The organism is Frondihabitans australicus (assembly GCF_003634555.1).
Taxonomy (GTDB): Bacteria; Actinomycetota; Actinomycetes; order Actinomycetales; family Microbacteriaceae; genus Frondihabitans; species Frondihabitans australicus.
The window spans coordinates 929,802-942,974 of the sequence record NZ_RBKS01000001.1 but is presented as its reverse complement, the minus strand read 5'-3'; the positions used below and the strand labels follow the sequence as shown (position 1 = coordinate 942,974).

The following is a 13,173-nucleotide window of genomic DNA, read 5'->3' as shown; positions in this document are numbered from 1 at the left end:
GGGTCCCTGTCGCACGACGAAGGCCCCTCGTGAAGAATCCCCTGCTCGACTCCCCCGTGTCGCGGGCGGGCTGCGCCGTCGCCACGGCCCTGGTGCTCGTCATCGGCGCGCCGCTCAGCACGGGCCGGATCCGGGTCGTCGGCGATCTCATCGTCTGCACCGGGCTCCCCCGGTGGGTGTTCGGCCGCGGCGGGACCACGGTGGGTCGCGTCTATCTGACGCGCGACAACGACGGCGACGACGTGCTCGAGCACGAGGCCGTGCACGTGCGCCAGTGGCAGCGGTACGGGCTGCTGATGCCGATCCTGTACGCCATCGCCGGTCGTGACCCGCACACGAACCGGTTCGAAGTCGAGGCGGGACTCGAGAAGGGCGGCTACCGGTGACCGACGACGTGCAGGCAGTGCACCAGCCAAGCGATCTGCGCACGGTGATCATGACGGGTGCGTCGAGCGGCATCGGCGCGAAGGCGGCCGCGACGCTGGCCGAGGGCGGCGCGCACGTGGTCGTCGTGGGCCGCAACACGGCGCGCACCAAGGAGGTGGCGAGCAGGATCGGCGGCACCGCCCACGTGGCCGACTTCGACCGCCTCGACGAGGTCCGCGACCTCGCGCAGCGCCTCCTCGACGAGAACCCGCGGATCGACGTCCTGGCGAACAACGCCGGCGGCCTCGTGAGCCACCGCTCCGAAACGACCGACGGCTTCGAGCGCACGCTGCAGTCGAACCACCTCGCGCCGTTCCTCCTCACCCGGCTGCTGCTGCCGAGGATCGTCGAGAGCGCAGGCCGCGTCGTCTCCACGTCGAGCACGGCCAACCTCTTCGGCCGAGTCCGTCTCGACGATCTCAACTGGCGCAAGCGCCCGTGGGCCGGTGGGTGGCTCGCCTACGGGACCAGCAAGCTCCTGACCAACATGTTCATCAGCCAGCTCGCGGCCCGCTCGCCCATCCAGGCCTACGCGTTCCACCCCGGCTTCGTGTCGACGAGCTTCGGCAGCGACTCGGCGTCGATGCGGGTGCTGAACACGCTCACCGGCGGCAGCTACGGCATCTCCGCCGACGCCGGCGCCGTGCCCCTGGCGACGCTCTCGGGCCCCACCACCGTGGGCGTGCCGAGCGGCACCTACTTCGATCAGCTGAAGCCGTACGGGCGACAGGCGCCCCAGGCGAAGGATCGGATCCTGGCCGAGGTGGTGTGGGAGACCTCCAGTCGGCTTGTCTCGATTCCGAGCGACCTGTGACCTGCCGGGTTGCAGCAGGTTAGGTAAGGCATGCCATAGTTAGGGTGTGCTAACTTCCACCCGAACCCGGCCGACCCAGCGACCCTACCGGGTTCAGGTGAGCCGTCTCTCCAGGCTCAGCCCGAACTTCGTCCGGGTCACGCTGGCGGCGCCCGAGCTCGAGCACTTCTCGGATCGCGGCCTCGACCAGCGGATCAAGGTCGTGCTGCCCCTGGCCGACTCGGGCTTCGACACGTTCCCCACGAACGACGACGAGAGCGACGACTGGGGCTGGTGGCAGGCGTGGCGCGAGCTCCCCGCCGAGCGTCAGAACCCGATCCGCACCTACACGGCCCGCTCGATCCGCCGCCACGAGGGCGAGATCGACGTCGACTTCGTCACCCACGGCGACGGTGGCCCCGCCTCCGCCTGGGTCGGCCGAGCGCGCGTCGGCGACGAGCTCGTCGTCGTGGGCCCCGACGCCCGAAGCGGCCAGCCGCCGATGGGCATCGAGTGGAACCCGGGCGACGCTGCGACGGTGCTGCTCGCCGGCGACGAGACCGCCGTGCCGGCCATCGCGGCGATCCTGGAGACCCTGGCGCAGGATGCACGGGGCTGCGTCTTCCTCGAGGTCCCGACCCGCGCCGACATCCTGCCGCTCATCGTGCCGGACGCCGTCGACGTGCACTGGCTCCCCCGCGACGCTCCCTCGGCCGGCCCGCTCCCCTACGGCGACGCCCTCGTGGCCGCCGTCCGTGACTGGACCGGCCGCTACGTCACGGCCCAGCATCACGGGCACCCCGTCGACGCCTCGACGCTCGCCGACATCGACGTCGACCACGAGATCCTCTGGGAGGTGCCCGACGGCTCCGCCGCCGGCGCCGACCTCTACGCGTTCTTCGCCGGCGAGGCCTCCGCCATCAAGACCCTGCGCCGCTTCCTCGTCTCGGAGGTCGGCCTCGACCGCCAGCAGGTGGCGTTCATGGGGTACTGGCGGCAGGGCAAGGCCGAGAACTAGCACTGCGTCGCACCAGGCGACCTCAGACCACCGGGCGCGTCTCCCGGAGCCGAGAATCTCGGCTCCTGCCGCCCGATCTCCCGAAAGGAACAACCCTCCCGTGTTCACCCCCACAGCGCTGTCGAAGACCGCGCGCCGCATCGCAGCCGTCGCCGTCGCGGCCGGCCTCGTGATCGGCCTCGCGGCCTGCAGCACCCCCACCTCGGCCGGATCGTCGGCGAGCAGCTCGTCGTCGACCTCCGGCACCGACAAGGGCGCCTTCCCGGTCACGATCAAGTCGGCCCTCGGCTCGGCGACCATCACCAAGGCGCCGAAGCGCGTCGTCACGATCGGCTGGGGCTCGACCGACACCGCGATCTCGCTCGGCGTCGTGCCGGTCGGCATCGAGAAGCAGACGTTCGGCAACGACTCGACCGGCGACTACCCGTGGGACACCGCGGCCATCAAGAAGATGGGCGGTGCGATCCCCGCGACGTTCAACGTCTACCCCGACATCGACGTGTCGGCCATCGCGGCGCTCAACCCCGACCTGATCCTGGCGCCGCAGTCCGGCATCACGGCCGCGCAGTACAAGACGCTCAGCGCCCTGGCGCCGACGGTCGCCTACCCCGGCCAGCCGTGGCAGACGAAGTGGGACACCCAGATGCGCCTCATCGGCAAGGCCCTCGGCAAGACGACCCTGGTGAACAAGCAGATCGCGGACCTCAAGACGACGCTCGCGAACTACTCGACCAAGAACCCCGAGTTCAAGGGCCTCACCTTCGCCTACGTCTACTCGGCTCAGCCGGGATCGCTGTCGATCTACCAGCAGGGCGACCCCCGGGTCGAGGTGATCAAGGCGCTCGGGCTCACCGAGACGCCGTCCATCGCGGCTCTCCCCGCCTCGAAGGACACGTTCACCAGCGACATCGGCCTCGAGAAGGCGAACCTGCTCGACAAGACCGACATCCTCTTCACCTGGTTCAACGACGAGGCGAACGAGAAGCAGATCGAGGCGCAGCCCCTGTTCGCGCAGATCCCCGCCGTCAAGCGCGGCTCCTACGTTCCGAACGTCGACCAGAAGCTCGCCATGGCGTCGACCTTCATCACGCCGCTGAGCGTGCCGTACGCCCTGCCGCGCTACGTGAAGATGATCAAGAAGGCCGCCTCGAACGTTGGCTGACACGGCCACAGCGGCGCCCCCGCGGGCCGGACTCTCGCAGTCCGGCCCGCGACGGGCGTCGCCCCGTGCGCGCACGCTGCTGCCCGCGCTCGCGCTGGCGGGGGGCGTCCTCCTGTTCGCCGTGTTCCTGAGCCTCTCCGTCGGCCAGCAGCACGTGCCCCTCGGCACCGTGTGGCAGGCGCTCGTGAGCCCAGGCCACGCCTACGACGACACGGTCGTGCAGAGCAGGATCCCGCGCACCCTCCTCGGCCTCCTCTGCGGCGCGGCCCTCTCGGTCTCCGGCGTGGTGGTCCAGGGCCTCACCCGCAACCCGCTCGGTGACCCCGGACTCCTCGGCGTCAACGTCGGCGCGAGCGCCACGCTCGTCACCGGCATCGCGTTCTTCTCCGCGGGCACCGGACAGGAGCGCGTGTGGCTCGCCCTCCCCGGAGCCTTCGCCGCCACTGCCGCCGTCTTCGCCCTCGGCTCCGGCCGCCGGGGCGCCACGCCCGTGCGGCTCGTGCTCGCCGGCGCCGTCATCACCGCCGTCGTCGGCGCGTACATCCAGGCCGTCAGCCTCAGCTACCCGCAGGTCTTCGACGATTACCGCTTCTGGGTCGTCGGCTCGCTCGCGGGCCGCGACGCGTCGCTCGTCGGGCAGGTGCTGCCGTACCTCGTTCTCGGGTTCGCGCTGTCGGCGATCCTGCCGTCGTCGCTCAACGCCCTCGCGCTCGGCGACGACACCGCGACCGCGCTCGGGGCGAAGGTCGGCCGGACGCGCCTCATCGGCGGCGTCGCCGCCGCACTGCTCTGCGCCGGGTCGACCGCAGCCGTCGGCCCCATCTCGTTCGTCGGCCTCGCCGTGCCCCACATCGTGCGATCGTTCACCGGGGCCGACCACCGCTGGCTCATGCCTTTCTCGGCGCTCGTCGGGCCAGCCCTGCTGCTGCTCGCCGACGTCCTCGGCCGGGTGATCGCGGCCCCCGCCGAGATCGAGGTCGGCGTGATCACGGCGTTCCTCGGGGCGCCGGTGCTGCTGCTGGCCGTGCGGCGGATGCGGGGGCGATCGTGAGCGCGAAGCCTCTGGGCGCAGGAGCAGCGGCACGGCCGCGCCCCCGCCCGATCCTGCGCGCCGGAACCTGGCTCGCGGTGCCGATCGCCCGCCGGGCGACGGTGGTCGGCGGCGTGCTCGCCCTCGCCCTCCTCGCCGCGAGCCTGCTCACCCTGACGCTCGGGTCGCTCGGGATCCCGCTCGGGCAGCTCGCCGCGTCGATCGCCCACCCGGACGCGCGGGCGGCGTTCATCCTGAACGTCTATCGCGGGCCGCGGCTGGTCACGGCCATCGGCGTCGGCGCGGCGTTCGGCGTGGCGGGCGCGCTGTTCCAGACGGTGACCCGGAACCCGCTCGGCAGCCCCGACGTGATCGGGCTCTCGTCGGGGGCGAGCGCGGGGGCCGCGACGTTCGGGCTGCTGCTGCCCGGGATCCTGCCGCTGCCCGTCGGAGCCCTGCTCGGCTCGCTCGCAGCCATCGCGCTGGTCTACTTCGGCACGGGTCGGGGCTTCACCTCGCCGTCGCGAATGATCCTCGTCGGCATCGGCGTGGCCGCCATGGCGCTCGCCTACGTGCAGTTCGTCATCACCGCGGTGTCGTCGCAGGACGCCGTCGTGCTCGGCGCGTACATCTCGGGCACGCTGGCCGACCGCTCGTGGGGAGACGTCGCCGTCGTCTGGATCACGATCGCGGTGCTCGGCCCGTGCGCTCTGGCCCTCGCCCGGCGGCTCGACCTCATCGAGATGGGCGACGAGCTGGCCGACGCCCTGGGCGGCAGGAGCTCGCGGACCCGCACCCTGGTGGTCCTCACCGCCCTCGGCCTCTCGACGGCCGCCGTCGCCGCCGCCGGGCCGATCTCGTTCGTCGCCCTCACCGCACCCCAGGTCGCCCGCCGTCTCGCCCGGACCCCCGGGGCGAGCGTGACCCTCTCGGCCCTCATGGGTGCGTTCATGATGGTGCTCGCCGACCTCCTCGTGCAGCAGTCGCCGTTCGGGTCGCAGCTGCCGGTGGGCCTGCTCACCGCCTGCATCGGCGGGCTCTACCTCGGCTACCTGCTCGTGCGCGAGTGGAAGAAAGGAACGGTCTGATGGCCACCCTCAGCGCCCGCGGGCTCACGCTCGCCTACGACGACCGGGTGATCGCCGAGGAGCTCGACTTCGACGTGCCCGACGGCGAGCTCACCGTGATCATCGGGCCGAACGCCTGCGGCAAGTCGACGCTGCTGAAGGCGCTCGCGCGCACCCTCAAGCCCGCGGCCGGCACCGTGACCCTCGACGGCAGACCGCTGCGCGACTACCGCAGCAAGGACGTCGCCAGGCGGATCGGCATGCTGCCGCAGTCGCCGATCGCGCCCGAGGGCATCGTCGTCCGCGACCTCGTCGGCCGCGGGCGGTTTCCGCACCAGACGCTGTTCCGGCAGTGGTCGGCCGCCGACGAGGCCGCCGTCTACGCCGCCCTTCTCGCGACCGGCGTAGTCGACCTCGCCGACCGGCACGTCGCCGAGCTCTCCGGCGGGCAGCGGCAGCGCGCCTGGATCGCGCTCGCGCTGGCGCAGGAGACGTCGCTCCTGCTGCTCGACGAGCCGACCACCTACCTCGACATCGCCCACCAGTACGACGTGCTCGAGCTCTGCGCGTCGCTGCACCGGCAGGGCCGCACCCTCGTCGCGGTGCTGCACGACCTCAACCAGGCCGCGCGCTACGCCACGCACCTCGTGGTGATGAAGGAGGGCAGGATCGTCGCGGAAGGCGATCCGGCCGGAGTCCTCACCGCCGAACTGGTCGAGGACGTCTTCGGGCTCCCCTGCGAGATCCACCCCGACCCGCAGACGGGCACGCCGATGGTGGTGCCTCTGGCCCGTGCGGGTGTTCGGTAGCCCGTTGATCCTCCCAAAAACGACTCTGCACACCGCGATTCGGGTGCGAGGAGTCGTTTTTGGGAGGAGCAACAGCAGTCGCGCGTAGGTTCGAGCAATGCCCACCAAAGCTCACGACGAAGAAGCCATCGCCCGCGACGCCGAGGTCGCCGACATGCACCCGGGGGTGGAACGGCACCACGTGCGGGCCACCTTCCCGGCACGGATCGTGCTGCGCGCGGTCGAGAAGGAGGAGACCGGGCACCGCGAGCTGCCGGTCGTCGGAGAGTCCTACCTCACCGCCGTCGTCGTCGACGGATCGCTGATCTTCTACGCCGGCGTCGCACCCACGTGGCGCGTCGCGTCGATCGAGACCTCGCGCGTCACCGGCATCACGACCGCCACCGAGCCCGTGATCGAGCCGGAGGTCTTCGCGCCGCTGTTGCGCATCACGCTCGCCGAGCCGGGTGCCGACGACCTCGACCTCGACCTCGAGCTGTGGGACTTCGACGGGGTGGCGCTGCACCGCGTCCTCGACATCGCGACGGCGACGTCGCAGTGGGGTGCGCTGCTTGGGCTGTAGCGCCCTGCCTCCCGCTTGCCCCTTCCCGGCCCGTGCGACGAAACGCGACACCTGCGACGTCCCCGCACGTCGCAGGTGTCGCGTTTTGTCGCGTCGGCTCGCTCGGCAGGAGACATTTCCTCCCGAGCGCGCGATCGAAGCGGCGGTCAGGGGCGGCGGGCGGCGAGGTAGCGCGCCTCGCGCTCGTACATGTCGGCGTGGCCATTCAGCTCGGGCTTGCCGAGTTCGCGTGCCTTGTCGCGCGACAGCTCGGCGAGATCCCAGAGGCGGATGATCGCGACGCGCAGCACGTCGTCGTACGTGGCGTCCGAGCCGTAGGCCCGCAGGATCCGAGACACCCTCGCAGGAGCGTCGCCCATCGTCGGCGCCCCGACCGGCGGATCGTCGGTCAGCGGCACGACGCGCGTGGCGAAGTACGCGATGTCCCACAGCCGCGGCCCCGGCGAGCACATGTCGAAGTCGATCGCCCCGACGAGGTGCCCGTCACGGAAACCGAGGTTGTGCGGTGAGAAGTCGTCGTGGCAGATCACCTCAGCGGGCACCCTCGTCGCGGACTGCCAGACGGCGCCTTCGAGGCCGAAGCCGACGCTGGCGTCGTGGAGCTCGCGCAGCATCCGCGCGCCCTCGTCCAGCACGTGGTCGGCCCACACCCACTCCGGCAGCGGGTACACCGGCACGTCGGCGTCGAGGAAGGTGAGGCGTTCGCGGTCGCCCTCGACTCCGAGCGGCTTCGGCGCCCACGTGACGCCGGCCCGCTCGAGGTATCGGAGGTAGCGGTGCACGGTCGGCGTCCACGGCCCGGCCTGGCGCGTGACGGTGTCGCCCTCGCGGCGGACGGCGTTCATATTGCCGCCTGAAAGGCGGACAGAGGGCACAGCGCCGCCTGCCCGAGGGAAACCGTCGCTCATCCCCCGAGGCTACCGTCGCCGCGCGCGAGACACCCTTGACCCGACACTTCTCGCTGCTGCTGCGCCCCGATGCGTCGGGTCGCGGGTGTCTCAGGAGCGCTGCGGCTACGAACTCCAGGGGTCCAGGCGCGCCAGGGTCAGCCGATCGAGGGGCGCGTCGAGGCTCGACAGCAGCAGGATGCCGACCTCGAGGTGCCGGTCGTCGGGGCCGAAACGGCAGAGCCAGCGGGCGAGCTCGGCCAGCCGCAAGCGCGCGACGAGGGTATCGACCTGCAGCTCGTCGAGCAGACGGTCGCACTCGTCGAATCCGTCGAGTGCGGCGACGCGCTCAGCCACCGTGTGCACGATGACTGAGCGCAGCGGACGCCGAATGGCCTCGTGGATCGCAGCTGCGGCCAGCTTGACCTCTGTGCCGGCCACGACCACGTCAATCCTGGCCTCGGTACCGGTCTCGAGCGGCTCGATGCCGGCAGGGGACCAGATGGCGGGCCGGTAGCGCGGCGACCGCGCCGTGCGACTCACCGGACGGGCGTGAAGCCGCCCCTGCTGTCGGAAATGATGCGAATGCTGTTCATCGAAAGCGCCCTTGGCGGCGGACGCGAGCCATCACCGGGCCCGGCCGAACGCCGAGCGGGAGCATAACTCTAGCGCGACCAGGCCACGTTCTGCGCCCGAAGACGCGCCAGGGTGTCGGCGATCGCGACCGCCCACACGTTGTAGCCGGCCGAGACCTGGGCGATCTCACGGGGGTCCGAGGGCGCAGGAGCCCCGGGCACGTCCGGCCGCGCAGGCCCGATCCGGTCGAGAGCCGGCGGCTCGAGGTAGCGGAGACGGTCGCCGCACAGGGAACGCGTCACCGCGTTGAAGTCGGACGCCGCTCGATCGACGCGCCCTCCGACGGGCAGCCCGAGGAACGGCACCGAGCTCGGGGACTGAATGCCGACGAACACGACGTCGACGGCCGCCGACACCCCGCCGAGGAGCGTCTGCGCGAACGACGCGAGCCCGTCGCGCCACTGCGACTGCGGCAGGAGCTGCAGCGCGTCGCTCACCCCGAGCACGACCACGACGGCGTCGAACGAGTGGAGGTCGACGTCGTCGACGAGCGTCGAGGCCGTCTCGATCCGGGCGGCGAGGTCGACGACGAGGTCGACCTCGACGGCGCGGGCGGTGCGGTACGAGAGCTCGCGGGCGAGGTGACCGGGGATCGCCTCCTCCTGCGAGGGGACGCCCCACCCGCTCAGCGGGCCGTTGCCCACGAGCAGCACGCGGTCGGGGTTCTCGCCCGCGGTGGAGACGGAGGCGGTGCCGTCGACTGTGACGGGCGACGTGAGCGGTGTGACGGGAAATCCGGCGCGCAGGATCCCACGCGCCTTGCCCTGCATCCTCGGCCTCACGACCGGGTCGGTGAACGATGCCATGCCACCCTGTCTAAGCCACCGGCCCGGCGCGCCGCCTCCCCCAGTGCGGGTGCCGCGCGGCGTGGCGGCCCCGACCGAGACCTAGGATTCTGCCGTGAGCCACGCCGCCGACCCCCGCCAGTCGCGTCCTTTCGACGAGCGAGGTCTCCACGGGCTCGAACTCGTGGGGAGCTGGATCGTCCGCGCGTGGCGCCGTGTGTGGCCCACGACCTGGATCTGGTTCGGTCGCGCCCTCATCGCGGCGATGCTCGTGACCATCGGTCTCTGCCGCGCCACGGGGACCACGTTCGACAGCCTCGATGCACACGGCGGCGACGGCACCCCGCTCTCGCAGTCCGCGATGGGCATCTCGCTCGTTCTCGGCATCCTCTCGTGGTACGTGGTGCTGCCGACCGCCTGGCTCTCGATGACCCGACGCGAAGGCGATCTGATGGTCGGCCGCACCGTTCTCGGGCGCCGTGCCGTCGATCTCTCGACGGCTCGCGTGCTTCGTTTCGCCATCGAGGGGCGCGGCGGCAAGTCGCACTTCGTGGCTCTGTTCGGCCGCCCGCACGGCTTCCTGCTGGTGACGACGAACACGATGGGCGACAACGACTACGCCATCGAGACGGACCTGCTGGGCGTCGCGCGCGTCCCGGGCTGGCGTGCCGCGGCACGACGCATCGCAGTGAGCTTCGCGTGCCTGATCGCGTTCCTGGCGTTCTCCGCCCTGGTCATACTCGTCTGCTGGCTCGCTGCCCTGGGCGGCTGACGCCCCCGCACCCTCAGTCGTGCTGCACGAGCGTCACGCCGACGACGGCGACGGCCCCCGCGGCCAGCATCCCGACGATCGCCCCGGCCGGCGCCGCCGACAGCTCGCCGAAGAGCGTCCCCGTGAGCACGACCCCGGCGAGCGGGTCGACCACGGTCAGTCCCGCGAGCACGAGCGTCGAGGTGCCCTTCGCGTGTGCCTGCTGCACCCAGCTCATGCCGAGCAGCAGCGCGACGATCCAGCCGGCGAGGGCGAGCAGGCTGATCCAGCCGAGCGCGCCGTTCTGCCAGGCCTTGAGCAGCACCTGCGCCAGCGTCGCGACGAAGCCGAACATGACTGCACCGGCGAGCGAGTACGACATGGCTCGCCGGGTGACGCGATGGACGACGAACCCGAGACCCGCGCACACCACCAGCACCGCGACGACCGCGACGACCCTGCCGTTCGTGACCGTGGGATCCTGCCCCACCGCCAGCGCCGTCACCACGAACGCGCCGATACCGATGATGCACAGCGCGATGCCGAGTCGCCGCCGCTGCGGCAGCGGCTGCCGCGTGCGCCGGGAGGTGAGCCACGCCGTGACGACGAGCCCCACGACGCCGAGGGGCTGCACCACGACGAGCGGCGCGGTGAGGAGCGACGCCAGCTGCAGGATCGTCGACAGCCCGATCAAGAGGGTGCCCCCGACCCACACCGGGTTCGCGAGGAGGCGGGCGAGCCCCCGGCTGCCGAGAGAGCCCTCGGTCGTGCGGCCCCTCGATCCTGCGCTCTGATGGACGCCGCGATGCTGCACGTCGGTGCCGACGGCCAGGCAGATCGCCCCGATCAACGCAAGAAGTATCCCCACGAAAAGATCGTGGCAGACGCAGTCTGAGGAACCGCCAAGACGGCCGGAGCGGCGGCCGACCCCGGGCGCAGGATCTAGAGCGCGCTCGGCGCCGCGTTGAACGCCTCGGCGAGGTCGTGCCGCAGATCGTAGGCGAAGCCCGCCGGGCCGCCGATCCAGAAGACGTAGTCGCCGTCGACCAGAGATTCGCGGTCGACGAAGAACTCCTCCACCCAGGCGCGGACGGCCCGGTCGAGAGCGACGCCGCTGGTGCACCGCTCGCCCGTGCCCGGCCGGCCGGAGCGGCGGGACCGATCGAGCCAGGTGACGCTCACGCGACCGGGAGCGGTGACGGGCACGATCTCGGACGCGTCGGCGACCTCGATGAACACCTGGCCGCGCGCGCAGATGGGAAGCACCTCGAGCATCGTCTGGATGTCGTCGATCGACGAGCTGTCGCCGGCGAACAGGATGCGGGTGGCGCTGGGCTGCAGAGCGGGCTCACGGGTATCGAGGAACATGTCCCTCTCACTATAGGTAAGGCTTACCTACGTCGCTACCGGCGGCGTCACATCCGAGGAAACTCGCAGGCCCCGTGGTACTTTTCTTGCTGGCCTCGGGTTCAGCAGCGACCCGTGGTGGAGAGCGGTCTCGCGTTCACCAGCGACGCGAGACTCCGCACGGCTCCGTGTCCGCAAGCGACACGCGTTCCACAGCACCTGGAGCCCTCCGCAGCACCGTGCTCACCGACGACACGGTGGTCCGTCAGTCCTGCGACGACCACGACCCCTGTGTCGCCGCAGCACGTCCCGAAAGGTCTGCACCCGCACATGCGCCTGTCCCAGCGCCCTGCTCTCGGCTCCGGTCGACTCTCCGTCGCCCGCCGACGCCTCCTCCCCCTCGCGGCCGTCGCCGCCGCGACCGCTCTCGTCCTCGCCGGCTGCACGTCGGGCGCAGGGGGCGGCAACGGCTCGTCGACCAAGCCCGACACGGGCGCGACGGTGAACGTGGGGCTCGTCCTCGAGCCCACCGACCTCGACATCCGCACCACCTCGGGCATCGCGCTCGAACAGGTCCTCATCGACAACGTCTACCAGGGACTCGTCGGGCGCACCTCGACGAACGGCATCGTCAACGTGCTCGCGAAGAGCCACACGATCTCCACCGACGGCCTCACCTACACGTTCACGCTGCAGCAGGGCGTGAAGTTCGACGACGGCGCAGCCATGACCGCCGCCGACGTCGTCTGGTCGCTCGAGCAGGTGAAGGACACCCCGACCTTCCAGAACACGGCCGACCTCGCCGACGTCACCAGCATCTCGTCGCCATCGGCCGACACGGTGCAGCTGAAGCTCAAGCAGCCCGACTCGGGCCTGCTCTGGGCGCTCTCCGGTCGCGCCGGCCTCGTGCTCGAGAAGGCCGCGACGAACGACCTCAAGACGACGGCGAACGGCACCGGCCCGTACAAGCTGCAGAACTGGAAGCAGGGCGACAGCATCCATCTCGTGCGCAACTCGGCGTACTGGGGGAAGAAGGCGAAGGTCGCCGGAGTGGTCTTCAAGTACTACACGAGCCCGTCCGCCGCCATCAACGCGGTGCAGTCGGGCGACGTCGACGTCCAGACCGCCGTCGATCCGACACTGTCGGCGCAGCTCAAGGGCTCGAGCGACATCGCGCTCAAGACGGGCAAGACGACCGACAAGTACACGCTCGCGTTCAACAACAAGGTGGCCCCGTTCACCGACATCCGCGTGCGGAAGGCGATCCGCGAGGCGATCGACACGAAGGCGCTCATCAAGGCCCTCGGCGGTGCCGGCGTGCGCCAGGGCGGCCCGATCCCCGAGCTCGACCCCGGGTACGAGAACCTCGACTCGGTCGATGCCTACGATCCTGCGAACGCGAAGAAGCTGCTGAAGGAGGCCGGCAAGACCGACCTCACCCTCACGCTCGAGTACCCGAACATCTACCCGGCCTCGATCGGCGACGTGCTGACGACGCAGCTCAAGGCCGTCGGCATCACCCTCAAGGTCAAGCAGGTCGACTTCACGACCTGGCTGAACGACGTGTTCACGGTGCCGAAGACAGGCCTGCCGACGTACCAGCTGAGCATGGTCGACCACGCCGAGTCGCACGACTTCGGAGAGTGGGCCGACCCGTCGTACTACTTCGGCTACGACAACAAAGAGGTGCAGACGCTCTACGCCGAGTCGCAGACCGCGACGACGCAGGCCGAGGCCGACGCGAAGCTCCGGCAGGCCGCGAAGATCGTGGCGGACGACGCACCGGCCGAGTGGCTCTACACCGCGACGACCATCACGGCGATCCACTCGGGAATCACCGGGTTCCCGACGTCGAGCACCTCGGCCCGCCTGAACCTCGCGAACCTCGCCAAGTCGTAGC

Annotated in this window: 15 protein-coding genes; 10 read left to right on the top strand and 5 right to left on the bottom strand. The window is 70.9% G+C overall.

Going from position 1 to position 13,173, the window contains the following annotated elements:
- The first annotated feature begins 29 nt into the window (after positions 1–29).
- The 8 genes from C8E83_RS04350 (at position 30) to C8E83_RS04315 (ending at position 6,867) form a co-directional block, all read left to right on the top strand.
- Positions 30–386: a Fe-S oxidoreductase gene (locus tag C8E83_RS04350; protein ID WP_121368605.1), complete on the top strand. Its 357-nt coding sequence runs from the start codon at positions 30–32 to the stop codon at positions 384–386.
- Positions 383–1,240, top strand: a complete 858-nt coding sequence (locus C8E83_RS04345) for an SDR family NAD(P)-dependent oxidoreductase (protein WP_121368604.1) — start codon at positions 383–385, stop codon at positions 1,238–1,240. Before C8E83_RS04350 ends, C8E83_RS04345 begins: the two co-directional genes overlap by 4 nt.
- 97 nt (positions 1,241–1,337) lie before the next feature.
- Positions 1,338–2,237: a siderophore-interacting protein gene (locus C8E83_RS04340; RefSeq protein WP_245981406.1), complete on the top strand. Its 900-nt coding sequence runs from the start codon at positions 1,338–1,340 to the stop codon at positions 2,235–2,237.
- A gap of 100 nt (positions 2,238–2,337) precedes the next feature.
- On the top strand, positions 2,338–3,399 hold the full coding sequence (locus C8E83_RS04335; protein ID WP_170159843.1) for an iron-siderophore ABC transporter substrate-binding protein: 1,062 nt from the start codon (positions 2,338–2,340) through the stop codon (positions 3,397–3,399).
- Complete coding sequence (locus C8E83_RS04330) at positions 3,392–4,450, top strand: FecCD family ABC transporter permease (RefSeq protein WP_121368601.1); 1,059 nt, start codon at positions 3,392–3,394, stop codon at positions 4,448–4,450. Before C8E83_RS04335 ends, C8E83_RS04330 begins: the two co-directional genes overlap by 8 nt.
- On the top strand, positions 4,447–5,517 hold the full coding sequence (locus C8E83_RS04325) for a FecCD family ABC transporter permease (protein ID WP_211331660.1): 1,071 nt from the start codon (positions 4,447–4,449) through the stop codon (positions 5,515–5,517). Before C8E83_RS04330 ends, C8E83_RS04325 begins: the two co-directional genes overlap by 4 nt.
- On the top strand, positions 5,517–6,305 hold the full coding sequence (locus tag C8E83_RS04320) for an ABC transporter ATP-binding protein (protein ID WP_121368600.1): 789 nt from the start codon (positions 5,517–5,519) through the stop codon (positions 6,303–6,305). The genes C8E83_RS04325 and C8E83_RS04320 overlap by 1 nt, the downstream gene beginning before the upstream one ends.
- 97 nt (positions 6,306–6,402) lie before the next feature.
- The gene (locus C8E83_RS04315) at positions 6,403–6,867 is read left to right on the top strand and encodes a hypothetical protein (protein WP_121368599.1); all 465 of its coding nucleotides are present in this window, start codon (positions 6,403–6,405) and stop codon (positions 6,865–6,867) included.
- A 146-nt stretch (positions 6,868–7,013) separates the two neighbouring features.
- On the opposite strand, the gene C8E83_RS04310 is transcribed toward C8E83_RS04315, so the two are convergent.
- The 3 genes from C8E83_RS04310 to C8E83_RS04300 all read right to left on the bottom strand — a co-directional run bounded on the left by C8E83_RS04310 (position 7,014) and on the right by C8E83_RS04300 (position 9,196).
- A complete protein-coding gene (locus C8E83_RS04310) occupies positions 7,014–7,712 on the bottom strand; it encodes a phosphotransferase (RefSeq protein ID WP_245981404.1) in 699 nt (232 codons plus the stop codon).
- Positions 7,713–7,880: 168 nt separating this feature from the next.
- Positions 7,881–8,297 (bottom strand): hypothetical protein, encoded by a 417-nt coding sequence (locus C8E83_RS04305; RefSeq protein ID WP_121368597.1) that lies wholly within the window; start codon positions 8,295–8,297, stop codon positions 7,881–7,883.
- Positions 8,298–8,419: 122 nt separating this feature from the next.
- Positions 8,420–9,196, bottom strand: a complete 777-nt coding sequence (locus C8E83_RS04300) for an SGNH/GDSL hydrolase family protein (RefSeq protein WP_121368596.1) — start codon at positions 9,194–9,196, stop codon at positions 8,420–8,422.
- Between the two features lie 94 nt (positions 9,197–9,290).
- Here C8E83_RS04300 and C8E83_RS04295 point away from each other — a divergent pair, with 94 nt between their 5' ends.
- Positions 9,291–9,947, top strand: coding sequence for a hypothetical protein (locus C8E83_RS04295; RefSeq protein ID WP_121368595.1), 657 nt, complete (start codon positions 9,291–9,293; stop codon positions 9,945–9,947).
- Positions 9,948–9,960: 13 nt separating this feature from the next.
- On the opposite strand, the gene C8E83_RS04290 is transcribed toward C8E83_RS04295, so the two are convergent.
- Entirely contained in the window at positions 9,961–10,794 is an 834-nt protein-coding gene (locus C8E83_RS04290) for a DMT family transporter (RefSeq protein WP_170159842.1), read from the bottom strand.
- Between the two features lie 74 nt (positions 10,795–10,868).
- Positions 10,869–11,294 (bottom strand): SIP domain-containing protein, encoded by a 426-nt coding sequence (locus C8E83_RS04285; RefSeq protein ID WP_121368593.1) that lies wholly within the window; start codon positions 11,292–11,294, stop codon positions 10,869–10,871.
- A gap of 309 nt (positions 11,295–11,603) precedes the next feature.
- Here C8E83_RS04285 and C8E83_RS04280 point away from each other — a divergent pair, with 309 nt between their 5' ends.
- Entirely contained in the window at positions 11,604–13,172 is a 1,569-nt protein-coding gene (locus C8E83_RS04280; protein WP_121371728.1) for an ABC transporter substrate-binding protein, read from the top strand.
- The last annotated feature ends 1 nt before the right edge of the window (position 13,173 follow it).